At 73.2% G+C, this 22,996-nt stretch carries 16 protein-coding genes; 6 read left to right on the forward strand and 10 right to left on the reverse strand.

All coding sequences use genetic code 11. The annotated features are described in order from the left end of the window. The first annotated feature begins 24 nt into the window (after nt 1-24). Complete coding sequence (locus tag ACGGAQ_RS01740; protein ID WP_393043662.1) at nt 25-714, forward strand: TIGR03089 family protein; 690 nt, start codon at nt 25-27, stop codon at nt 712-714. Between the two features lie 140 nt (nt 715-854). Here the strand turns inward: ACGGAQ_RS01740 and ACGGAQ_RS01745 are convergent, their stop codons facing one another. Together ACGGAQ_RS01745 and ACGGAQ_RS01750 are read right to left on the reverse strand one after the other, a co-directional pair. Then, the gene (locus tag ACGGAQ_RS01745) at nt 855-2,864 is read right to left on the reverse strand and encodes an acetoacetate--CoA ligase (protein ID WP_393043664.1); all 2,010 of its coding nucleotides are present in this window, start codon (nt 2,862-2,864) and stop codon (nt 855-857) included. A gap of 142 nt (nt 2,865-3,006) precedes the next feature. Continuing rightward, complete coding sequence (locus tag ACGGAQ_RS01750; protein WP_328423667.1) at nt 3,007-3,525, reverse strand: hotdog domain-containing protein; 519 nt, start codon at nt 3,523-3,525, stop codon at nt 3,007-3,009. Between the two features lie 23 nt (nt 3,526-3,548). On the opposite strand from ACGGAQ_RS01750, the gene ACGGAQ_RS01755 reads away from it, so the two are divergent. Then, entirely contained in the window at nt 3,549-4,214 is a 666-nt protein-coding gene (locus ACGGAQ_RS01755) for a hypothetical protein (RefSeq protein WP_393043666.1), read from the forward strand. Nucleotides 4,215-4,279: 65 nt separating this feature from the next. Here the strand turns inward: ACGGAQ_RS01755 and ACGGAQ_RS01760 are convergent, their stop codons facing one another. After that, nucleotides 4,280-5,560, reverse strand: a complete 1,281-nt coding sequence (locus ACGGAQ_RS01760) for a multidrug effflux MFS transporter (RefSeq protein WP_393043668.1) — start codon at nt 5,558-5,560, stop codon at nt 4,280-4,282. Nucleotides 5,561-5,744: 184 nt separating this feature from the next. Further along, nucleotides 5,745-6,914: an acyl-CoA dehydrogenase family protein gene (locus ACGGAQ_RS01765; protein WP_393043670.1), complete on the reverse strand. Its 1,170-nt coding sequence runs from the start codon at nt 6,912-6,914 to the stop codon at nt 5,745-5,747. Nucleotides 6,915-7,165: 251 nt separating this feature from the next. Here ACGGAQ_RS01765 and ACGGAQ_RS01770 point away from each other — a divergent pair, with 251 nt between their 5' ends. Next, on the forward strand, nt 7,166-8,593 hold the full coding sequence (locus tag ACGGAQ_RS01770; protein ID WP_393043672.1) for a UDP-glucose dehydrogenase family protein: 1,428 nt from the start codon (nt 7,166-7,168) through the stop codon (nt 8,591-8,593). 150 nt (nt 8,594-8,743) lie between these two features. Next, a complete protein-coding gene (locus tag ACGGAQ_RS01775) occupies nt 8,744-13,642 on the forward strand; it encodes an SCO7613 C-terminal domain-containing membrane protein (protein ID WP_393043674.1) in 4,899 nt (1,632 codons plus the stop codon). A 213-nt stretch (nt 13,643-13,855) separates the two neighbouring features. Here the strand turns inward: ACGGAQ_RS01775 and purE are convergent, their stop codons facing one another. The 6 genes from purE to mca all read right to left on the reverse strand — a co-directional run bounded on the left by purE (nt 13,856) and on the right by mca (nt 21,683). Further along, entirely contained in the window at nt 13,856-14,347 is a 492-nt protein-coding gene (gene purE / locus ACGGAQ_RS01780; protein ID WP_393043676.1) for a 5-(carboxyamino)imidazole ribonucleotide mutase, read from the reverse strand. Nucleotides 14,348-14,378: 31 nt separating this feature from the next. Further along, on the reverse strand, nt 14,379-15,554 hold the full coding sequence (locus tag ACGGAQ_RS01785) for a 5-(carboxyamino)imidazole ribonucleotide synthase (protein ID WP_393043678.1): 1,176 nt from the start codon (nt 15,552-15,554) through the stop codon (nt 14,379-14,381). Between the two features lie 117 nt (nt 15,555-15,671). Beyond that, the gene (locus tag ACGGAQ_RS01790; protein WP_393043680.1) at nt 15,672-17,708 is read right to left on the reverse strand and encodes a thioredoxin domain-containing protein; all 2,037 of its coding nucleotides are present in this window, start codon (nt 17,706-17,708) and stop codon (nt 15,672-15,674) included. Nucleotides 17,709-17,748: 40 nt separating this feature from the next. Next, a complete protein-coding gene (locus tag ACGGAQ_RS01795; RefSeq protein ID WP_393045613.1) occupies nt 17,749-20,229 on the reverse strand; it encodes a putative bifunctional diguanylate cyclase/phosphodiesterase in 2,481 nt (826 codons plus the stop codon). A 230-nt stretch (nt 20,230-20,459) separates the two neighbouring features. Next, nucleotides 20,460-20,753: a hypothetical protein gene (locus tag ACGGAQ_RS01800; RefSeq protein WP_393043682.1), complete on the reverse strand. Its 294-nt coding sequence runs from the start codon at nt 20,751-20,753 to the stop codon at nt 20,460-20,462. A gap of 48 nt (nt 20,754-20,801) precedes the next feature. Beyond that, the gene (gene mca / locus ACGGAQ_RS01805; RefSeq protein WP_393043684.1) at nt 20,802-21,683 is read right to left on the reverse strand and encodes a mycothiol conjugate amidase Mca; all 882 of its coding nucleotides are present in this window, start codon (nt 21,681-21,683) and stop codon (nt 20,802-20,804) included. A 198-nt stretch (nt 21,684-21,881) separates the two neighbouring features. Between mca and ACGGAQ_RS01810 the strand changes: the two genes are divergently transcribed. After that, complete coding sequence (locus tag ACGGAQ_RS01810) at nt 21,882-22,322, forward strand: DUF4307 domain-containing protein (protein WP_393043686.1); 441 nt, start codon at nt 21,882-21,884, stop codon at nt 22,320-22,322. A 168-nt stretch (nt 22,323-22,490) separates the two neighbouring features. Continuing rightward, nucleotides 22,491-22,988: a transcription elongation factor GreA gene (gene greA, locus ACGGAQ_RS01815; RefSeq protein WP_354854199.1), complete on the forward strand. Its 498-nt coding sequence runs from the start codon at nt 22,491-22,493 to the stop codon at nt 22,986-22,988. The last annotated feature ends 8 nt before the right edge of the window (nt 22,989-22,996 follow it).

The following is a 22,996-nucleotide window of genomic DNA, read 5'->3' on the forward strand; positions in this document are numbered from 1 at the left end:
GGCGGAGGCGTATCGTTCGCGCCGATGGCCGACAACATTGCCCGGGTGTTCGCCGACGCGATCGCGACCGACCCGACCCGACCGCTGCTGACCTGGTACGACGACTCCACCGGCGACCGGACCGAACTTTCCGGCGTGACCCTGGCGAACTGGGTGTCGAAGACCGCCAACCTCCTCGTCGACGAGGTCGGCCTCGCGCCGGGCACACCGGCCGGCGTGCTGCTCCCCCCGCACTGGCAGACCGCCGCCGTCCTGCTGGGCTGCTGGTCGGCCAAGGTGACCGTCGTCGACACACCGGGCGCGGTGGACGTGCTCTTCGCCGCCGCCGACCGGCTCGACGAAGCACAGTCCTGGCCCGCCGACGAGCGGTACGCCCTGGGCCTCGCCCCGCTCGCCGTCCCGCTGCGGCAGGTGCCGCCCGGCTTCGCCGACTACGTGGTCGAGGTACGCGGGCACGGCGACCACTTCACCCCGCCGTCCGGTCCCGGCCCCGCCGACGCGCACCTGCTGGCCCGCGCCGAGGCCCGCGCCGACGAGCTGGGCATCGAGCCCGGCGCGCGGGTCCTCGTCGACGCCGACCGCTACCCCGACCCGGTCGACTGGCTGCTCGCGCCGCTCACCCGGGCCGCGACGATCGTCCTGTGCGCCAACCCGGACCCGGCCCGCCTGGCCACCCGGCTGACCAGCGAAAAGGTCACCCACACCCTCCCCTGACCCACCCGCCGGCACCCCGTGGCGCCCCGGCACCGCCGAGGGCCGGTGGGTACGCGCCCGTCCTTTTGCTCTGCTTCAACCGGCGCAACAGAAAGCGGCCCGGACTGTTGCGCGGGGACGAGTCGCCGCGCGGCCACCTTTCAGGCGGGCGTCCTGTTCGCAGGGCGGCGTTGGGCCAGGGCGGCGAACGCGGTAAGCGACTCCGGGTTCACCAGCGCGCCCTTGGCCGCGGCCTGGTCGACCGGGGTGCCGGTGAGGATCTTCTTGACCGGCACCTCCAGCTTCTTCGCCGAGAGGGTGCGGGGCACGGCGCGTACCTGGTGGATCTCGTCGGGCACGTGCCGGGGTGAGAGGGCGGTCCGCAGCTCGCGGCAGATCTTCTTGCGCAGCGCGTCGTCCAGCGTCAGCCCGTCGGCCAGCACCACGAAGAGCAGCAGCTCACCGGCGCCACCCTCGTCGTCCTCCAAATGCACCACGACCGAGTCGACGACCTCGTCGAGGCCCTCGACCACCGAGTAGAACTCGGCGGTGCCGAGCCGGACCCCACCACGGTTGAGGGTGGCGTCGGAGCGCCCGGTGATCACGCAGCCGCCCCGGGAGTTGATGGTGATCCAGTCACCGTGCCGCCACACGCCCGGGTAGACGGAGAAGTACGCCTCGGCGTAACGGGTGCCGTCCGGGTCGTTCCAAAAGCCCACCGGCATGCTCGGCATCGGCTCGGTGATCACCAGCTCGCCCAGCTCGCCGATCACCGGGGTGCCGTCGGCCGAGCGGGCCTCCACCTTGGCGCCCAACGCGCGGCAGGCGATCTCACCGGCGTACACCGGCAGCAGCGGCACCCCGCCGACGAAGCCCGTGCACACGTCGGTGCCGCCCGACAGCGACTGGAGCTGCACCTGGTCGCCGACGGTCTCGTACACCCAGTGAAAGCCCTCGGCGGGCAGCGGCGCGCCGGTGGAACCGACGCCGCGCAGCGCGGACAGGTCGGCGACCTCGCGGGGCACCAGGCCGGCCTTGCGGCAGGCCAGCAGGAACGGCGCCGAGGTGCCGAAGTACGTGGTGTTGGTCTCGGCCGCCAGCCGCCACAGCGCGCCGAGGTCGGGCTCGGCCGGCCGGCCGGGCTCCGCCCGGACCCCCGGGTTGCCGTCGAAGAGCACGATGGCCGCGCCCACCGCCGGCCCGGAGACCAGGAAGTTCCACATCATCCAGCCGGTGGTGGTGAACCAGAAGAAGCGGTCGGACGGGCCGAGGTCGTGGTGCAGGGCGAGCATCTTCAGGTGTTCCAGCAGGATGCCGCCGTGGCCGTGCACGATCGGCTTCGGCAGGCCGGTGGTACCCGAGGAGTAGAGCACGTACAGCGGGTGGTCGAAGGGCACCGGCGTGAACGTCGACGGCTCGTCGGTGGGCGCGGCCAACTCGGCCCAGCTCAGCGCGCCCTCGGGGGCAGGGCCCGTCGGGTCGAGGTAGCCGATGCTCACGGTGTGGCGCAGCGACGGCAGGGCCGCCCGGATCGCGGCAACCTCGGCGCGGCGGTCCACCGGCTTGTCGCCGTAGCGGTAGCCGTCCACGGCGACCAGCACGGTCGGCTCGATCTGCTGCCAGCGGTCGGTGACGCTGCGCGTGCCGAACTCGGGCGCGCAGGACGAGAAGATGGCCCCCAGGCTGGCGGTGGCCAGCAGCAGGACGTACGTCTCGGGGATGTTGGGGGCGTACGCCGCCACCCGGTCCCCGGCGGTGACGCCGAGCCGGCGCAGACCGGCCGACACCCGGCGGACCTGCTCGCGCAGCTCCCCGGCGGTGAGGGTGACCGGCCCCCGGGTCTGGCCGTGCGCGATGACCACGGGGTCGTCGTCGGCGCGGCCCGGCATCCGCAGCACGTTCTCGGCGTAGTTGAGGGTGGCGCCCGGGAACCAACGGGCCCCGGGCATCCCCCGCTCGGCCAGGGTGGCTGTCGGCGGGGTGTGCGCGATCACCTCGAAGTGGTCCCAGATCGAGCGCCAGAACGCGTCCAGGTCGGTGACCGACCACCGCCACAGCGCGTCGTAGTCGGCGAAGTCCAGCCCGCGGTGCTCGCGCAGCCAGCGCAGGTAGTCGCCGATCCGAGACCGCTCCAGCACGTCGGCCGGCGGCGTCCACAGCACGTCACCCACTGCTCCACCCTCCCCTGGCCCCGCACGACACTGTGAATGGGCCGTGGCGCCATCTTGCCCTACCTCGAAGCGCCATTCTGCGCACCGGGTACGCCGATCGACGCGTGCCCGGCCCACACCTCCGCCCACCCACCCATGTGGTTCAGCCCGCCCGGTGCGCCTGGATGGCCCGGCGGCGGGCCAGGCGGTGTGCACGCCGGATCTCGGCCTCCCGGTACCGGCGCTCGTCCTCCGGCGTCTCCGGCAGCACCGGACGGACCATGCGCGGCGCACCGCCGACGTCCACCCCGACGAAGACCAGGTACGCCGTGGCCACCCGCACCGGCGCGTCCTCGGCCGAGTCCCACCGCTCGGCGACCACCCGCACGCCCACCTCCATCGACGTCTGCCCGGTCCAGTTCACCTGGGCGTGCGCGTGCACCAGGTCACCGACCCGGACGGCCTCGGAGAAGACGATCTCGTCGATCGCCGCGGTGACCGCCGTCCCGCCGCTGTGCCGGGCGGCGGCGGCGCCCGCCACGTCGTCGACGAACTTCATCAGGACCCCGCCGTGGACGGTTCCGTAGAGGTTCACGTCCACCGCGGTCATGATCTTGCTGAGGGTGACGCGCGAGTACGACGTCGGCTTGCCGGTCGGAGCGGCGGAGAGGTGCTCGGTCATGCCGGAAACGGTACGGTGCGCGGATGCGACATCTCTGGAGCTTCCTCGCCGGGTTGGTGGTGGCACCCATCACGTGGGCGCTTGTCACGCTCGGGCAGGACGGGTCGAGCCGGACGGTCGACCGCTGGGTGGAGATCGGCACCTTCAACACCGCCAACCTGATCGAGCCGGCCGTGTACCTCGGTGTCGGCGGTGTCCTGCTCGGGCTGCTCGGCACACTGCGCTTCTCACCGGCGGGCCCGGTGGTGGCCGGGCTGCTGCTGGTCACCCCGTACGTCGGGATGTTCGTGGCGCCGTTCGAGGTGCGCGACGCGATCCCGCAGGGGTGGAAGGTGTTCGGTGACCCGCTGCCGCTGGCGCTGCCGGTGCAGAACGGCACGCTGTTCCTGATCGGCCTGCTGCTGCTCATGGCGACGTTCAGCGGTCAACGCTGGCGGCAGTGGCCGCAGGCCGCGACCGCGCCGGCCCTGACGCCGGCGCCGGCGGACGGCCCGCGCGGCGACGACTTCACCCTCACCGACTGGCCGTCGCCCGAGCCCGCGGAGCGCGACACCGCCCCGCTGACCCTGGGTTACCCGGCCGACCCGACGCCGACCGAGCCGCTGCCCCGCCGGGTGGGCGGCGAATCACCGTGGTCCGCCCCGCCGCGCGGCCAGTCCCGCCCCGAGGACACCACCGAGATCCGTTGATCGTCGGGCGGGCCGGGAGGCCCGGCCCGCCCGACCAGACCCGCTGGGCAGGGGCGCGAGCCGTCCTAGTGCAGGGAGACGGCCAGGTCCTCATCGACCGCGCCGAGGGTGGCGCGGGGCACGACCAGGACCATGACCGCCAGCGCCGCCGCCATGCCGCCCGCGATGACGACAGCCATCGGTACGCTCCCCGTGCCGAACAGGCCGGCCAGGGGCGCCGACAACGCGCCGACGCCGAACTGCACGGCCCCGAGCAGCGCCGCGGCCGTACCGGCGGCCTCGCTGTGCCGGCTCATGGCCAGCGCCGGAGCGTTTGGCAGGGCCAGGCCCGCCGCGGCCAGCACCAGCCACAGCGACGCGAGCAGGGTGCCGAGGCCACCGACGCCGGTGGCCGCGAACACGACCAGCAGCAGCCCGGCGGCCGTTCCGGCGATCAGCGCGCTGACGAGGATCTGCTGCGGGGTGTAGCGCCGCAGCAGCCGGACGTTGAACTGGGTGGCACCGATCAGGCCGACGGCACCGGCCCCGAAGGCCAGGCCGAACTGCTGCTCGTCGAGGCCGTACTCCCGCTGGAGCACGAAGGACGACCCGGACACGTACGCGAACAGCGACGCCATGGCCAGCCCGGCGACCAGCACCAGGCCGACGAAGGCCCGGTCGTTGAGCAGCCCCCGGTAGTCGCGCAGGGTCGCCGCCAACCCGCCGTGTCGGCGGCGTTCCACCGCAAGGGTCTCCGGAAGCTGCAACGCCGCGATGACGATCAGCAACGCGCCCAGCACGGCCAGCGCCGCGAAGACGCCCCGCCACTCGGTCCAGCGCAGCAGCCCGCTGCCCAGCGTCGGCGCGAGGATCGGCGCCAGCCCCATGACCAGCATCAGGCGGGAGAAGATCCGCGCGAACGAGGCGCCGCTGAACAGGTCACGGACGACGGCCGTGGCGACCACGGTGGCGGCCGCCACGCCGAGGCCCTGCAGGACGCGCAGCACACCGAGCACGGCGATGTTGGGCGCGAAGACGCACAGCACGGAGGCCACGATGTGCGCGGCGAGCCCGGCGAGCAGCGGCAGACGTCGCCCGACCACGTCGGAGAGCGGCCCGATCAGCAACTGGCCCAGCGCGAGGCCGATCAGCGTGCCGGTAAGCGTCAACTGCACGGCCGTCTCGGTGGTCTGCAGGCCCGCCGTGATGGCGGGCAGCGCCGGCAGGTACATGTCGATGGTCAGTGGGCCGATCGCGATCAACGCGCCGAGCACCAGCACGAGCCGCGCCCGCTGGCGGTTGGTCATCAGGTCGCCGGGCAGCACATCCTGCTCGGGGGCGGTCTTCTCCACCAGCTGCTTCATCATCTCGATCTCTCTGCGGAGGGTCGTGCGTCGTGGGGCGGCGGTGGGGGATCGTCTTCGGTGATTCTCACTTGGCGACAACGTCGCAGACCCCTGTGACATCGCCACTGTGTGGGGACTCACGTACACACGACGACAGCCCCACCGCCGGCGGGCGGTGGGGCTGTCGGGGTCGATCAGGCGACGGTCAGACGACGCCGGCCAGCAACTGCCGGGCCATGACGATGCGCTGCACCTGGTTGGTGCCCTCGTAGATCTGGGTGATCTTGGCGTCGCGCATCATCCGCTCGACCGGGTAGTCACGGGTGTAGCCGTAGCCGCCGAGCAGCTGCACCGCGTCGGTGGTGATCTCCATGGCGGCGTCGGAGGCGAAGCACTTGGCCGCCGCGCCGAAGTAGGTCAGGTCGGCGTCGCCCCGCTCGGACTTGCCGGCGGCGGCGTACGTGAGCTGCCGCGCCGCCTCCAGCTTCATGCCCATGTCGGCGAGCATGAACTGAATGCCCTGGAACTCGGCGACCGCCTTGCCGAACTGGCGACGCTCGGCCACGTACCCCTTGGCGTAGTCGAGCGCGCCCTGCGCGATCCCGACGGCCTGCGCGGCGATGGTGACCCGGGTGTGGTCCAGGGTCTTCATGGCGGTGGCGAAGCCGGTGCCCTCCGCGCCGATCATCCGGTCGGCGGGGATCCGCACGTTGTCCAGGTAGACCTCACGGGTCGGCGAGCCCTTGATGCCGAGCTTCTTCTCCGGAGCGCCGAAGCTCACCCCGGCGTCGGACTTCTCGACCACGAAGGCCGAGATGCCCCGGGAGCGGGCGGCGGGGTCGGTGACGGCGAAGACGGTGTAGAACTCGGAGACGCCGGCGTTGGTGATCCACCGCTTCACGCCGTTGAGCACCCAGTGATCCCCGTCACGCACCGCCCGGGTCGTCATCGACGCCGCGTCGCTGCCCGCCTCCGGCTCGGAGAGGCAGTACGAGAACATGGCGTCGCCCGCCGCGACCGGGGTCAGGTAGCGGCGCTTGAGCTCCTCGGAACCGGACAGCAGCAGCGGCATCGTGCCGAGCTTGTTCACCGCCGGGATCAGCGACGAGGACGCGCAGGCGCGCGCCACCTCCTCGATCACGATGGCGGTGGCCAGCGCGTCAGCGCCCGCGCCGCCGTACTCCTCGGGGATGTGCGGCGCGTGGAAATCGGCTGCCCGCAGCGCGTCGTAGGACGCCTTCGGGAACTCCCCGGTCTCGTCGGCCTCGGCGGCGTGCGGAGCCACCTTGGCGGCACAGACCTCACGGACCGCCTCCCGGATCGCCTCGTGCTCCTCGGGCAACCGGTAGACGTCGAACGACTCCCCTGCGGCCATGTCGGCCCCTCCCCTTCACCGCTATCATGCGCAGTCTGTGGCCTCCCCTGACCGCCGACCGCGCAGACTGAAGGATAGCGACTGCAGTTCAGGTGATGTTACCGGCGCGTAGGTATGGGCATGACGGAGCACCCGCGCCGCTGGGCGATGATGGAAGGCAGACAGTTGAGCCACCCCTCCGGTGCCCGGCCAGGCGCCGCAGCAGAATGCGACGCGACGACGCGCCGCCAGTGCGAGCGGAGAAGACAGGCGTGACGATCCCCTACCCCACCATCCAGCCGACCCCCGCCATCGCCGCGGTGACGCCGCCTTCGGGCGCGCCTCGGCCGCGGGTGACGTTCCTGGGGACCGGCTACCTCGGTGCGACGTACGCCATCTGCTACGCGGAACTCGGGTACGAGGTGCTCGGGTTCGACGTCGACGCGGACAAGATCGCGATGTTGAACGCCGGCGAGGTGCCGATCCACGAGCCCGGCCTGGACGAGTTGCTCAAGCGCAACCTGGCCGCCGGTCGGCTGCGGTTCTCGACCGACATCGCCGAGACCGCCGAGTTCGGCGACGTGCACTTCATCTGCGTCGGCACCCCGCAGCGGGCCGACGGGATGGGCGCCGACCTGTCGTACGTCGAGGCGTCCGTGACCAGCCTCGCGCAGCACCTGACCCGCAAGGCGCTGATCGTCGGCAAGTCCACCGTGCCGGTGGGCACCGCCGAGTGGGTCGAGCAGCTCGTCGGCAAGCACACCCCCGGCGACCTGGGCGTCGAGGTGGCCTGGAGCCCCGAGTTCCTCCAGGAGGGCTTCGCCGTCGACGACGTGCTGCGCCCCAACCGGATCGTGGTCGGCGTGAAGAGCGAGTGGGCCAACGGCATGCTCTACGCCGCGCACAAGGGCGTCTTCGACCTGGCCGCCACCGAGGACCGCGAGGTGCCCCTGGTGGTCACCGACTTCGCGACGGCCGAGCTGGTCAAGGTCGCGGCGAACGCGTTCCTGGCCACGAAGATCTCCTTCATCAACGCCATGGCCGAGGTCTGCGAGGCCAGCGGCGGCGACGTCACCCAGCTGGCCCGCGCGATCGGGTACGACCCCCGGATCGGCAACCGGTTCCTCCAGGCCGGCCTCGGCTTCGGTGGCGCCTGCCTGCCCAAGGACATCCGCGCCTTCCAGGCCCGCGCCCAGGAGCTGGGCGCCGGCGAGGCGCTGCGCTTCCTGCACGAGGTCGACCTGATCAACCTGCGCCGCCGGACCCGCGTGCTCCAGCTCGCGGCGGACCTGCTCGGCCGCCGCTCCGGGCCGGCCGGCCCGGACTTCTCCGGCACCCGGATCGCCGTGCTGGGCGCGACCTTCAAGCCCAACACCGACGACGTCCGCGATGCCCCAGCGCTCGCCGTCGCCGCGCTGTTGCAGAAGGCCGGCGCCGACGTGCACGTGTACGACCCGCAGGGCACCGAGAACGCCCGCCGCGCGGTGCCCGAGCTGACCTACGAGGCCGGCATCAACGAGGCGGTCGCCGGTGCCGACCTGGTCTGCGTCCTCACCGAGTGGGCGGACTTCCGCAACGCCGACCCGGTCGCCCTGGGCGAGCTGGTCGGTGGCCGCAAGGTCGTCGACGGACGCAACTGTCTCGACTCGGCACTGTGGACCCAGGCCGGCTGGGAGTACCGGGGCATGGGCCGCCCCTGACGGTTCGCCACTCACCGGCCGGTCGCGACGCACTCTGCGCGGCCGGCCGGTGATGTTGTTTGCCCCGGACCCGCCGACAAGTGTCGAAATCCGCGCCAGCTTTGGGCATGCTGCGACAGTGGGAGTCCACAGTGCGGGTGGAGGGGTGTCGTGGCGACCTTTCAATGCTCCTCGTGCGGCCGGGAGATCAAGCCGGCCGTGCAGTGCCCGAACTGCGGGGCCGACCAGCCCCAGTGGGTCGAGCATCTGGCGGACATCGAGCGCTCGATCGCGGAGATGAAGGCGCGCGACGCCGCCATCGCGCGCGAACAGCGGCAAATCGCCGCCAAGATGCAGGCCGCGCTCTTCCAACGGGACATCCTCGCCCACGCCGGTGAGGAACGGATCAAGCAGGCCACACGGCCCCGCCGGGTGCTGCGCCGCCGCCCCGGTCGCCGCCCGCCGACGGCCACCGCCGGCGCGCCGCCCCGGGTTCCGCGCCAGGGCACCCCGCCCAGCCCGGAGGATCCGCCGCCGCCCCCGCCCCGGGCGTCCTGGCTGGACGCCGACGACCCCGAGCACCCGCCGGAGGCGTCCTCGCGGGAGGTGCAGAACATCCCTCTCGGGTTGGGCGCGCTGCTGCTCGCCGTGGCCGCGGTGGTCTTCGCCGCGGTGGCGACGAGTTCGATGGACGCGCTCGCCCGCCTCGGCGTCCTGCTGGTCGCCACGGTGTTGATGCTGCTCGCGCCGCCAGCGCTGGCCCGGCGCGGGCTCACCTCCACCGCGGAGACGATCTCCGCGGTGGGTCTACTGCTCGTGCCGTTGGCCGGGTACGCGCTCTGGGCGGTGGACCGGATCGACGACGGCGCCACCTCCGGCGCCGTCTTCGCCGGTTTGATCTTCGCGGCCACCGCCGCCGTGTCCGTCGGGTACGCCGCCTGGACCGGGCTGCGCGCGCCCCGCTTCGCGACAGTGGTCGCCGCGCAGCCGGTGCTGCCGCTGCTCGCGTACGACCGGATCACCGGGCCGGGTGGCTGGGCGCTGGTGCTGACCCTGGTGGCCCTGGTCGACCTCTGGCTGGCCCGCTCCCCGATCGTGGTGGAGCGCCCCGTCCGGCAGGACCCGCCGGGCCCGGCCACCGGATCGGCGGCCCCCCGGCAACGTGCCGCCGAGGCGCGACCGGAGGCCGACCCGGAGGAGGCCGGCGAACTGATCGACGCCGGCACGGGCACCGTCGACGCCCGGCCCGCCCGCCCGGTGCCCGGGCTGCGCGAGCTGACCTGGTCGCTGCACGCGGTGGCCGTCGCGGTCGCCCTGGCGTACGCGGTCACCGCCCTGCTGCGGGCGCAGGCCGTGCCGACAGCGACCGGCGCCGGGCTGGTGCTCCTGCTGGCCGCCGCCGTCGGGCTGGCCGGCGCGCTGGTGCTGCGCCGCCCACCGCTGCCGGACGTGGCGGCCGGCATCCTCACCCTGGCCGTCATCGGCGCGTGCGGCCGGATCGTCTCCGTGGCCCTGCCCGGCCAGGCGTTGCTGCTGATCGCGGCGGTGATCACGGTGACCGGGCTGGCGGTACGCGCGGTCCCCGAGACCGCCCGACGCGGCCCGCAGATCGCCTCGGCGATCGCACTCACCGTCAGCGGACTGGTGGTCGCCGGAGGAGCACTGCGCGCCGGGGTCGCCCCGGTCCGGGCGGCACTGCCCGCGTGGAGCGCCGACCTCGACGGGTACCCGGCCGAGCTGGCCGCCGCCGTCGGCCCGACCACGTGGCAACTCGCCGCCGCCGCGTTCCTGCTCACCATCGCCGCGGTGCTGGCCCTGCCGCCGGAGATCCGCCGGGAGTTCGCGGTCGCCGGTGCCGCGCTGACGGCGCTCGCCGTACCGGCGTCGTTCGGCCTCGGCTGGGCCTCGGCGCCCTGGCCGATGGTGGTCACCGCGATCGGCATCGGGGTCATCGGCCTCTCCGCGCGTACCACCCGGGCCGCCCTGGCCCACGCGGCCGGCGCCGCCGTGGTGGGCCTGTTCGGCGCGGGCGCCGGCCTGTCCCGTCCGGCGCTCACCGCCGCGGTCCTGCTCACCCTCTTCGCGGCCGGCGCGCTTGTCGCGCTGGCGCCCCGGGTCCGGATCGCGTCGGCCGCCGCCGACACGGTCACGGACTGGGCCGCCGGAGGGGCGGCCTTCGCGCTGCCCGGAGCGGTGGCCGCGTTCGTGGCCGCGACCATGCCCGTCGACGAGACCCCCACCCCGGCCAGCCTCCGCGAGGCGACCGTCCCGGTGCTGGCGGCGAGCTTCCTGGCCGTCTGTGTGACCCTCGGGTACGCCGCCATGGTGCAGGTCTCCCAGCGGCGCATCCCGGCGCCCCTGTCGGTCGGCACCGGGCTGGGCGCGCTCGTCGTCACCGCCGCCGCCTTCGGCGCTCCCGGTGCGACTGTCGCCGACGCCTGGGTCGGGGCGCTGCTGCTGGTCGCCGCGGTGCTGCTCTTCCTAGCCCCGTCGATCGACGCCGGCCGCCGCTCGGACCTCACCCTGGACGGCTCGGACCTGGCCGCCGCGGCGGTGACCACCGCCCTGATCGCCACGATGGTGCGGATCGCCGCGGTCCTCGCTCCGGGTGGACAGCTGGCGGTCGCCGCCGGCCTGGTCCTCGTGGTGGCCGTGGGCGCCCGTGCCATGCCCGAGGAGTGGCGACGCGGCCCGGTCCTCGGCATCGCCGTCGGCGGCCTGCTCATCGGGGTGCTCGCCGGCTGGACGGCGCTGCGCGGTGGGGTCGGTGTGCTGGCCACCCCCGGGCCGATCTGGGACGGCGACCTGAGCGGCTGGCCGGCCGCGCCGACCGGCGGCGCGACCTGGCAGGCGCCGATCGCGCTGGTGCTGCTGGCCGTCGCCGCCGGCGTCCTGCTCCCGCCGCCCTGGCGGTGGGACGCGTCGGGCGTGGCCGTGGTGCTCGCCACGATCGGCGCACCGGCCGCGTTCGACCTGCCCTGGTGGTCGCCGGTGCTCGTCGGGGCCATGGTCGCCACCGTCTACGGGATGGCGGCGGTGGCCAGCGAGGAGGCCCGGGCCGGGCTGTCCCGGGCCACCGTGGCCGGGGTGGTCGCGCTGCACGGGGCCGGTGCCGGTCTGGTTCGCCCGTGGACCACCGCGCTGGCGCTGGGCAGCATCGCGCTGATCGGCATCGTGGTGGCCGCGCTGGCGCGCGTCCTGGCCGGGCCGCAGGTGGCCGACCTGGAGACCGAGGGCATGCCGCCGCACCTGGCGCAGATCGGTGGCGCGGCGGCCGGCGCCGCGCTGCTCGCGCTGCCCGGCGCGGTGGCGGCGCTGGCCGTCGAGTTCCAGCACTCGGCGCAGGTGGTGCTGACCGCCGCGCTGGCCGCGTCCAGCCTCGGTCTGGCCGGCGTCGCCGCGGTACGCCGGCACGTTCCGCAGTACCTGCCCTGGGTCAGCGTGGCCGTGGTCGGCGGTGCCAGCATCAGCGCGCTCGCCGCCATCCCCACCGGGCTCCCGGCCGGGGTCTACGCGGCCGCCGCCGCGTTGCTCGGTGTCCTCGCCGAGCTGATCCGCGCGGCGACCGTGCCGCCCACCGGTTCCGCCCAGCCGGTCCGCCGCTGGGCGGTGCTCCTCGACGGTGCGCTGCGGCGACTGCCGGACGACCCGGACCGGCGGCGGTGGCGGGTCAGCCCCTCCGCCGGCGCGCTCGCGGCCGCCGCGCTGCCGACCGCCCTGGCGGTCGCGTCGATCGCGCCCGCCCTGGTCGTCGCCCTCGTCGAGCCGCACCGCACGTTGAGCCGGATCTGGCAGGGTCCGCCGCCGGAGCTGCTCACGCCACCGCCGGACGTGGTCAACCCGACCCACGTGCTGACCGCGCTGCTGCTCACCGCCACGGCCGCCCTGGCCGCCACCGGGTTCAGCGGCGGACGGCGGTCCCGTGCCGTACCGGTGGTGCTACCCGGCGCTGCCGTCACGCTGCTGATCGCGCCCATCGCGCTGGGCAGCGGGTGGCCGGCGAGCACGCTCGCCGCGCTCTCCGTCTTCACCATCTCCATGCTCGGCCTGGCCCTGACCCCGCCACCGCCCCTCGTCGAGCCGGCCCGTTCGCTGCGGCTGACCCGGGTGCTGGTCTTCGCCATCGGCCTCGCCGCCGGTGGGGCCGGCCTGGCCGGCAGCCTGGCCGACCGGCACCTGACCCTGTTCACCCTCGGGGGCGCGGTCGGCGTGGGCGTGGTGGCGGCCCTGTTCGGCACCACCCAGCGGGCGCGCATCCTCGGCTGGCTCTTCGCCTCGCTGATGGCCCAGCTCTTCGTGCTCACCGCCGGCCTGATCGTCGGGCTGGCAGCGGTCTGGTCCGCGTTCGGGGTGCTCGCCGTCGGAGCGGTCCTGCAGGTGTTCGCCTCGACTCTGCCCCAGCTGCGCCGCCCCGAGGCGCAACGCGAGGCCGCCACCGTGCAGTGGAGCGGGTACGCGGCAGCCCTGATCGCGCTGGCGCTCGCCTTCGACTCCCCCCGGCACATCGCCGCCCTGCTGGCCGCCTGGGGGGCGGTCCTCGGCGTGGCGGCGACCCGTCCCGGACGACGGCCGGTGGAACGCCGAATCCTCTTCTGGGCGGTGGTGTTCTGCGAGATCACCGCCTGGTGGATCCTGATGCGCGTCGCCGACGTGGCACTGCCCGAGGCGTACACGCTGCCGTTCGCCGCGCTGGCCCTGCTGGTCGGCGTGCTCGAACTACGGCACCGACCGGATCTGAGCAGCTGGGTGGCGTACGGGCCGGCGCTGGTCGCCGCGTTCCTGCCGACGCTGGCGATCGTGCTGGCCACCGACTCCAGCACGCTGCGGCAGATGCTGCTGCTGCTCGGTGCGGTGGCGGTGCTGATCTTCGGCTCGTCCAGCCGGCAGCAGGCCCCGGTGATCGTCGGCGCGTCGGTCACCGCGATCGCCGCGATCCACGCGCTGTTCAGCCTCGGCCCGTGGCTGGCGCTGATCCCCGTGGGGCTCCTGCTGCTCGTCCTCGGGGCCAGCAACGAACGCCGCCGCCGCGCCCAGGAACGCCTCCAGACCGCGCTGCGCGGCATGAGATGAATCGGAGGGTCACGGCAGGGTGCGTGAGTGGGGACGGTGAGTGGGGCGGGTTCGTGCGTCGGTCACCGGTGAGTGGGCGGGGTTCGTGCGTCGTGCTTTCCCACTCGCGTGGGCCCTCCGCAGGGAGATCCGCACAACATCAGGGATGTTGCTGCTTCCGGCGCGCCGCAGGCAGCAACATCAGGGAAGTTGCTCGGATCTTCTGACCTCGGGTCAGGGGAGGGTGGCTTGGAGGGCTGCGTCCTTGGTCTTGATGAGCTGCTCCAGGTCCTGCTGGTACGTCGCCATCCGAGCGCGCAGGGTCTCGTCGGAGGCGCCGAGGATCCGGACGGCCAGCAGGCCGGCGTTGCGGGCGTTGCCGATCGACACGGTGGCCACCGGAATCCCCGCCGGCATCTGCACGATGGACAGCAGCGAGTCCATCCCGTCGAGGTGCTTCAACGGCACCGGCACGCCGATCACCGGCAGAGGCGTCACCGAGGCGACCATGCCCGGCAGGGCGGCGGCGCCACCGGCACCGGCGATGATCACCTTCAGCCCCCGGTCGGCGGCGTCGCGACCATAGTCGATCATCGCGACCGGCGTCCGGTGTGCCGAGATGACCCGCACCTCGTAGGACACCTCGAAGTCGTCCAGCACCTCGGCGGCGGCCCGCATCGTAGGCCAGTCCGAGTCGCTACCCATGATCAGTCCGACCGTGGTCACCGGGGTCCTCCTTGGTTCGCGGCCGCCCGGGTCACTCGTGCCCCAGGCGCAGCCAGCGTGCGGCACGCGCCGCCCGCGCCCGTACGTCGTCCAGGTCGTCGCCGAGCACCGTGACGTGCCCGATCTTGCGGCCGGGGCGTACCTGCTTGCCGTAGAGGTGCACCTTGGCGCCCGGCTCGGCGGCGAAGAGGTGGTGCAGCCGCTCGTCGATCGACATTCCGCCCGGCTCGCCGCCGAGGACGTTCGCCATCACGACCACCGGCGCGGTCAGCGCGGTGTCACCCATCGGGTAGTCCAGCACCGCCCGCAAATGCTGCTCGAACTGGGAGGTCCGGGCGCCCTCGATGGTCCAGTGCCCCGAGTTGTGCGGGCGCATGGCCAGCTCGTTCACCACGATCGCCGACCGGCCCGCGTCGTCGCGCACCTCGAACAGCTCCACGGCCAGCAGGCCGACCACGCCGAGCGCGGTGGCCAGGTCGATGGCGAGCTGCTGAGCGGCGACGGCCAACTCCTCGTCGAGGCCGGGCGCCGGGGCCAGCACCTCGACGTTGATGCCGTCGCGCTGGACCGTCTCGACGACCGGGTACGCGGCCACCTGCCCGAACGGCGAGCGGGCCACCTGCACGGCGAGTTCGCGACGCAGCGGCACCCGCTCCTCGACGATCAGCCGGGTGCCTCCGGCGAGCAGCGTGGTCGCCAGCTCGGTGGCCTGGGTGGCGTCGTCCACCATCCATACACCCCGACCGTCGTAGCCGCCCCGGGCCGCCTTGAGCACCACCGGCCAGCCGACCTGCTCGCCGAAGCCGACCAGGTCGGCGGGCTCGCCGACCGGCCGCCACGCCGGATTGGGAGCGCCCAACTCGGTGAGGCGTTCCCGCATCACCTGCTTGTCCTGCGCGTGCAGCAACGCGTCCGCCGGCGGGTACAGGGTCACCCCTTCGGCCGTCAGGGTGCGGATGTGCTCGTTGGGCACGTGCTCGTGGTCGAAGGTGACCACGTCACAGCCCTTGGCGAAGGTGCGCAGGGCGGCCAGATCGGTGTGGTCGCCGTACTGGACGTCGGCGGCGACCAGCGCCGCACCGTCGTCGGGGGCGCTCGCGAGCACACGCAGTGACTGGCCGAGGGCGATCGCGGCCTGGTGGGTCATCCGGGCCAACTGGCCGCCACCCACCATGCCGACAACAGGCAGACCGGTACGGGAATCCATAGCGCGGCCAGCCTATCCGGGCGGCCGCCGCGCCGATCCGCAGGGCCGGTGACCCATCTCGCCAACGCCCCGCCGACCGCCCGGTGCGCGGCGCCGGCAACTACCGGGCGCTACGGCTCAACCCAGCTCGGCGACCAGGTCTTCGACCGAGGTGACCGGTCGCTGGCAGACGAAACCCCGGCAGACGTACGCGGCGGACCGTCCGTCGACCAGCGGCCGGTCGGCGAGCAGTGGCACCCCGGGCTGGTCCGGGCGACCGGCGACCACCACCGCTCCGGGCGGGGCGTGCCGCCGGGCCGCAGCCACCAGCGGATCGCCGGCCGGGTCGTCGGTCGCCACAGCGATCTCGTACGGCCCGGAAAGCAGCGCCTCGCCGACCATTGCCGCGTACCCGGCGAACCGGGCGTGCCGCCCGACGATCGGCGCCACGGTGGCGAGCGCGGTCTCGGCGGCCTCCCGATAGTGCGTCTCCCCGGTCAGCGCGGCGTACGACACAAGACCGGCGATCAGCGCCGACCGACCCGACGGGGTGGCGTTGTCGGTCGGATCGGCCGGCCGGGCGACCAGCCGCTCCGCGTCGTCGGCCGTGTCGTAGTACGCGCCCCCGGGCGCGGCGAAGTGCTCCAGCGCGGTGTCCAGCAGTTGACCGGCCAGGCTGAGCCAGCGACCCTCGCCGGTGAGCTGGTGCAGCGCGCAGAACGCCTCGGCCACGCAGCCGTAGTCCTCCAGCACTCCGGCCGGCTCACCGACCCTGCCGTCGCGCGAGACCCGGCGCAGCCGGCCGTCGACCAGGTGCACGGTGGCCAGGTGCTCGGCGGCGTCGCGCATCGCGCCGTCGGCGACGATGGTGACGCCCTCCATCAGGTTGGCGTCCTCGTCCTGCGGCGACGCGTACAGCGCGGCGACCTGGAGGAACTCGGCGATCGCGGTGATCGCCAGCCCGTTCCAGGCGGCCACCACCTTGTCGTCGCGGGCCGGCTGGGGCCGGGTGTCGCGGACCGCGAGCAACTGCCCGACCACCCGCTGCCAGCGGGCCCGGACCTCGGGCGCGACGTCGTCGACGTCCCGGGCGAGCCGGAGCACGCTCATGCCGTGCTCGAACGTGCCCTCGTCGGTGACGGTGAACAGGTCGGCGGCGAAGCGACCGTCGTCCTCGCCGAGCGCCTCGACGAGCTGCGCCGGCGTCCAGGCGTAGGTGAGCCCCTCGACGCCCTCGGTGTCGGCGTCCAGCGCGGACGCGAACCCCTCCCCCGGCCGGTGCAGTTCGTCGGCGAGGAACCGGGCCGTGTCCCGGGCGACCCGACGGGCCAGCGGGTCGCCGGTCAGCCGCCAGAGCTGCGTGTAGACGCGCAGCAGCAGCGCGTTGTCGTAGAGCATCTTCTCGAAGTGCGGCACGGTCCAGTGCGCGTCCACCGAGTACCTGGCGAAGCCGCCGGCGAGCTGGTCGTAGATGCCGCCCCGGGCCATCGCCTCGGCGGTGTGCCGGACGATCTCCAGGCTGCGCGGGTCGCCGGTGCGCTGGTGGTGGCGCAGCAGGAAAAGCAGGTTCATGTGCGGCGGAAACTTCGGGGCGCCCCCGAACCCGCCGTTCGTCTCGTCGTACTCACTCGCGAGGTTGGCGGCCGCGGCGTCGAGCAGCGTGGCGTCCAGCGGGGCGGTGGGGCCGCCCACCGCCTGTGCGCCGCCGATCGCCTCGACCACGGCGGCACCCTGGCGCAGCACCTCATCCCGCTGGTCCTTCCAGGCGGTGGTGACCGACTGGAGCAGGCGGGTGAAGTTGGGGCGCGGGAAGTAGGTGCCGCAGAAGAACGGGGTGCCGTCCGGGGTGGCGAAGACAGTCATCGGCCAGCCGCCCTGGCCGGTCATCGCCTGGGTGGCGGTCATGTAGACGGCGTCGACGTCGGGTCGCTCCTCACGATCCACCTTGATCGACACGAAGTTGTCGTTCAGCAGGGCGCCGACCTGCTCGTTTTCGAACGATTCGTGAGCCATGACATGGCACCAGTGGCAACTCGAATAACCCACCGAGATGAGCACCGGGACGTCCCGTCGCTTCGCCTCGGCGAATGCCTCGTCGCACCAGGGCCACCAGTCGACCGGGTTGTCGGCGTGCTGGAGCAGGTACGGGGAGGTCGCGTCGGCGAGTCGATTCACCCGACGACCATAACCACCCCGGCCGGGACGCGCCGGGCGGTCAGGAGGCGCCGTCGGCGCGGAGGCGGAAGACGTTCGACTCGGCCGAGTCGCGCAGCGACCCGAGCACCGCGCCGATCTTGTCCGCCGGCATCGGCTTGAAGAAGTGGTAGCCCTGCGCGGACGTGCAGCCCAGCTCGGCAAGGGCCAGCCGCTGCTCGGCCGTCTCCACACCCTCGGCGACCACCCGCAGCCCCAGCTCATGGGCGAGCCCGACGGTGGTCCGGACGATCGCCGCGGCCTCCGGCGAGTCGGCCATCCGGATCACGAAGGAGCGGTCCACCTTCAACTCGTCCACGGCGATCCGGGTGAGGAAGGTCAACGAGGAGAAGCCGGTGCCGAAGTCGTCCACCGCGAGCTGCACACCCATCGACCGGAGCGTGGCGAGCACCTCGTCGATGATCTCCAGCTCGCTCATCACCACCGTCTCGGTGATCTCCAGGACCAGCCGGTGCGGCGGCACCTGATGTCGGCGCAGCGCGTCGGCGATCTCCGCCGGCAGGCGCGGGTCGAGCAGACTGCGCGCGGAGAGGTTGACCGAGATCGGAACGTCCAGCCCTTCGCGGGCCCAGCCGGCGGCCACGCCGAGCGCCTTGTCCAGCACGTAGCGGGTGAACGTGCCGAGCTGCTCGCTGTTCTCGACCGGGCGGATGAAGTCGGCCGGGTTCAGCCAGCCACGGCGGGGGTGCTGCCAGCGGATCAGCGCCTCCACCCCGGTGGGCGCGCCGGTGGCCAGGTCGACCGCCGGCTGCAACGCCAGCACCAACTGGTCGTCGACCTTCAGCGCCTCGCGCAGCTCGGCCAGCAGGGCCAGCTGGTCGGTGCTGGCCGCGTCCCGGGTGCTGTCGTACGCGGCGACGCTGCCGCCGCCCTCCTTGGCCTGGTACATCGCGATGTCCGCGCGGCGCAGCAGCTCGGTCAGGTCGGCGGTGCCGGCGTCGGCGACCACCACCCCGACGGAGACCTCGATGGACATCCGCACCCCGGCCACCTCGGTCGGCGCGGCCAGCCGCTCGGCGATCTCACGAGCCTGCCGCAGAGCGTGCGCCATCGGCGCGGCCCGGTCGCCGAGCACGGGGACCGAGGTGAGCAGCAGCGCGAACTCGTCGCCGCCGAGCCGGCCGAGCAGGTCACCGGGGCGGGCCAGCGCGCTGAGCCGGTTGGCGGTCAGCCGCAGCAACTGGTCGCCGGCCGCGTGCCCGAGGGTGTCGTTGACTTCCTTGAACTGGTTGATGTCCAGCAGCAGCAGCGCCACCGGGTGGTCGTGGGCGAGCTGCCGCAGCGACTGGTCGCCCTTGCCGAGCATCGCCGTGCGGTTCGCCAGCCCGGTGAGCGGGTCGTGCACCGCCTCGTACGACGATCGGGCGGTGACCAGCCGCAGCTCGCGATGGGTCGCGGCGTCGTGCAGGGCGGCGGCGAGCGCGTCGCCGAAGGCCGCCACCGCGTCCCGTTCCCGGGTCGCGGGTGGAGCGGAGCGCGGGAACCGGACGCGTAGCCGGCCGACCGGCGCGGCGCCCACCGACAGGGGACGGACCAACTCGTACTCGTCGGGCTCCGACCGGTCCGGAGGGCTCACCTCCCGGTCGAGCAGCTGACCGCCGGCGTCTCCCCGGTAGCGACGCCACCTGCCGTCGGCCCGGGCCACGTCGACGTCGACCAACTCGGCGTTGAACAGCGCCAGCGCGCCGGTCACCGCCGCGCTGGCCACGCCTCGCTCGTCGAGCTGGTTGAGGGCTGCGGTGGCCTCGGCGAAGGCACGCCACGTCCGGCGTTCCTGGTCCGCGCGCAGTCGGTAGCGGTAGGTCTGTTGCAGCAGCCAGAGCAATGGCGGGAGCAGCAGCAACCAGCGCGGATCCAGCTCCAGCAGCGCGATCACGACCAGGCCGACCGCCACGTTGCCCACGAACATCAGCAGCTTGCCGCGCAGCGCGGCGAGCAGCGGCGGCCCGATGGGCAGACCGTGCCGCAGACCCAGCGTCACCCCACCGAGCCACGCGGTCACCAGGAGGTAGGTCACCGAACCGGCGATCACCGCCAGCGCCAGCATCGGCGTCGGCGAGGCGAGCAGCGGATGCCCCAGGGCGGTGGTCACGGTCACGGCCAGCGCCGACGCGGCAGTCAGCGACGCGGCGATCCGGACGATCTCCAGCGGCGGGCGGCGGTCGCTGTGCAGCGACAGCGCCGTCCAGGCCAGCCCGGTGCCGAGCAGGGTGGCCGACGGCAGCCAGCCGGCCGGCGCGAGGTAGAGGCAGACGATCAGGGCGGCCTCGCCCCAGGTGATGCTGACCATGCCGGCGGAGGTGCGGAAGCGAAGCCGGGCGAGTTGGGCGACGGCGAGGACGGCGACGGCGATGCCGAAGCGGGCCGGACCACCAAGAGGATCATCGGACGGCAGCCCGGCCGGAAGGGTCAGACCGACCACGGCGGCGGCCAGAGCCGTCACCGTCACCGCAGCCGTCAGCACGAGCAGCCGGGCAGGCATGCCGTGCACCCCGAGCCGGTCGAACGGGTCGCCGCCCGTGCCGGAGGTCATCGACCTCCCCCGTCAGCCGACCGACCGACGGTACGGCGGGCGGCCGGTGCTGTGACGGTCATCGGCGCCCCCTTCCGCGCACGGCTCGGGGACTTTTGGTCCCCCCGGCGGAAGGCTAAGCCAAACCGGGTGGTCGCAACAGGGGTCCACCACCCGGTTCGGCGTGAATCATGCGCGGACTACCCGTTCCGCTGCTGCTGGTGCCCATTGGGAGCGCGCGTGGATGAATCATGCGCGCTGGTCCCGTCTGTCGGATCGACGACTGAATCGTCAGCCCCGGTCGCATCGGTCGGCCGCCCCTGCTGGGGAAACCGGTCGGGCAGACGCCGCAGCCGGGCGTTCATGTTGCGGATCAGCAGGATGGTCGCGGCGGACAGCAGCAGGATGAGGAAGAGGCCCATCGGTCCGGCCAGACCACCCGTGCGGGTGTCACCGAAGTTGTTCTCCGCGAGCACCTGGGCAGCGGTCAGCATGGCGTTCCTCCGATGTGCGATTGCCTACCAGGGTAGCCCCGGCCGGAATCAACCCGCGTGCGCCGTCTCCCGCACTCCGGCGAAGAGGTCGGACTCGGGCAGCGGGCTGTCCACCACGGTGCGCGCCAGCTCGAAATCCTCCGTCGGCCAGGCACGCTGCTGCAGCTCCATGGGCACGTGGAACCAGAAGCCGTCCGGGTCGACCTGGGTGGCGTGGGCGCGCAGCGCGTCGTCCCGGACGGGGAAGTATTCGGCGCAGTCCACCCGGGTGGTGATGCGGGGGCCCTTGTCCGGGCGCTCGTCCCAGCGCTTGAGCCAATCCTCGTATGGCGACTCAGCGCCGGTGGCGAGCATGGCCTCGTGCAGGGCCATGATCTTGGCCTTGGAGAAGCCGATGTCGTAGTAGAGCTTCAGCGGCTGCCAGGGGGCGCCCAGCTCCGGGTAGCGCTCCGGGTCGCCGGCGGCCTCGAACGCGGCCACGCTCACCTTGTGGCACATGATGTGGTCGGGGTGCGGGTAGCCACCCTCCTCGTCGTACGTGGTCACCACGTGCGGACGGAACTCACGCATCAGGCGCACCAGCGGGCCGGCGGCCACCTCGACGTCCTGGAGCGCGAAGCAGCCCTCGGGCAGCGGCGGCAGCGGGTCGCCCTCGGGCAGGCCGGAGTCGACGAACCCGAGCCAGGCCTGGTCGACGCCGAGGATCGCCCGCGCGGCGTCCATCTCGGCGCGCCGGATGTCGGCGATGTTGGCCCAGACGTCGGGCCGGTCGAGCTTGGGGTTGAGCACGCTGCCGCGCTCACCACCGGTGCACGTCACCACCAGCACGTCCACACCCTGGGCGACGTACTTCGCCATCGTCGCCGCACCCTTGCTCGACTCGTCGTCCGGGTGCGCGTGGACGGCCATGAGACGCAGCTGCTCTGCCAACTTCGGCGCTCCTCGTCTGTGCCGGCCGGTGGACCCGACCGGGCTCGACCGGCTGACCTGCCGGGACCCACCTCGCCCCGCTGCCGGTCGGCACCGCGGGGCCCGACCTGCCATTCCTGCCGTTTGGCCGGGCTGGGAGGATGGACTTCTGCCATTCTTGCCGATACCGCCGACAACAACGCCAGGAGATACCCGCCGGTGACCGAGACGCACGCCACAATTTCACCGGGCGCGCCGGTTTTCCCCGCCGGCCGCTACGGTCGCCGCCGGGCGCCCGGCAACGGCCGCCGTCGTACTCTGCTGGCCGCGCTGGTGCTCCTGGTGCTGGTGGCGGTGCTGAGCCTGATCTCGCTGCGGCTCTACCGGCAGTACGGCGACCCGGTCTACGACGCTCAGGTGATCACGTACACCGACATCACGGACAGCCAGGTGGTCGTCGACTTCCGGGTGACCGTGCCGGCGGGCGGCTCGGCGGTCTGTGTGCTGCGCGCCCGGGACCGCGCCGGCGTCGAGGTGGCCCGCGAAGAGGTCACGGTGAGCGCCGCACCCGGCGACCGGCACGTCACCACCCGGCACCGTCTGAGCACCTCCGCCCGACCGTTCATCGGCGAGGTGCTGCGCTGCCGGCCTCCTGCCTGAGCTGCGCAGACATCACTCGGCAACGGCTGCGGGCAACCCGTCGCGGCGCGTCGACGGCGAGTGCCGGAGGCGGACACCGGCGGTGATCGCCGCCACGCTGTGTCGTACCGCACTGGTAACTTGGTAGTTCACCTGTCAGCCAGCCACGCACAACTGAGGAGAACGCCTGTGTCCACTGGCAACGAGGCGCCCGCCACCTGGCTGTCCCAGGACGCGTACGACCGCCTCCAGGCCGAGCTCGACGAGCACATCGCCAACCGTCCGGCGATCGCAGCCGAGATCAACGCTCGGCGCGAGGAGGGCGACCTACGCGAGAACGGCGGCTACCACGCCGCCCGCGAGGAGCAGGGCAAGGCCGAGGGTCGCATCCGCTACCTGCAGGAACTGCTGCGCACTGCCAAGGTCGGCGAGGCCCCGACGGCCGACGCGGTGTCGCCCGGCATGGTCGTGACGATCTACTTCGACGACGACGCCGACGACACCGAGACCTTCCTGCTCGGCTCACGGGAGATCGCCGCCACCACCGACCTCACCGTCTACAGCCCCGAGTCGGCGCTCGGCAAGGCGATCCTGGGTGGCCGCTCCGGGCAGACCTGCACCTACACGGCCCCGAGTGGCGCCGACATCAAGGTGACCGTGGTCAGTTTCGAGCCGTTCTCCGGCTGAGCGTTCCG

The sequence above is a fragment of the Micromonospora sp. NPDC047557 genome, assembly GCF_043205095.1.
Lineage (GTDB): Bacteria > Actinomycetota > Actinomycetes > Mycobacteriales > Micromonosporaceae > Micromonospora.

Bases quoted from the DNA above. Each gene is read 5' to 3' on its own strand.
- ACGGAQ_RS01755 (WP_393043666.1), top strand. From the start codon at position 3,549: ATGCGACATCTCTGGAGCTTCCTCGCCGGGTTGGTGGTGGCACCCATC.
- ACGGAQ_RS01740 (WP_393043662.1), top strand. From the start codon at position 25: ATGGCCGACAACATTGCCCGGGTGTTCGCCGACGCGATCGCGACCGAC.
- ACGGAQ_RS01800 (WP_393043682.1), bottom strand. From the start codon at position 20,753: ATGCTGACCGCTGCCCAGGTGCTCGCGGAGAACAACTTCGGTGACACC.
- ACGGAQ_RS01750 (WP_328423667.1), bottom strand. From the start codon at position 3,525: ATGACCGAGCACCTCTCCGCCGCTCCGACCGGCAAGCCGACGTCGTAC.
- ACGGAQ_RS01785 (WP_393043678.1), bottom strand. From the start codon at position 15,554: ATGGATTCCCGTACCGGTCTGCCTGTTGTCGGCATGGTGGGTGGCGGC.
- ACGGAQ_RS01760 (WP_393043668.1), bottom strand. From the start codon at position 5,560: ATGATGAAGCAGCTGGTGGAGAAGACCGCCCCCGAGCAGGATGTGCTG.
- ACGGAQ_RS01795 (WP_393045613.1), bottom strand. From the start codon at position 20,229: ATGCCTGCCCGGCTGCTCGTGCTGACGGCTGCGGTGACGGTGACGGCT.
- ACGGAQ_RS01765 (WP_393043670.1), bottom strand. From the start codon at position 6,914: ATGGCCGCAGGGGAGTCGTTCGACGTCTACCGGTTGCCCGAGGAGCAC.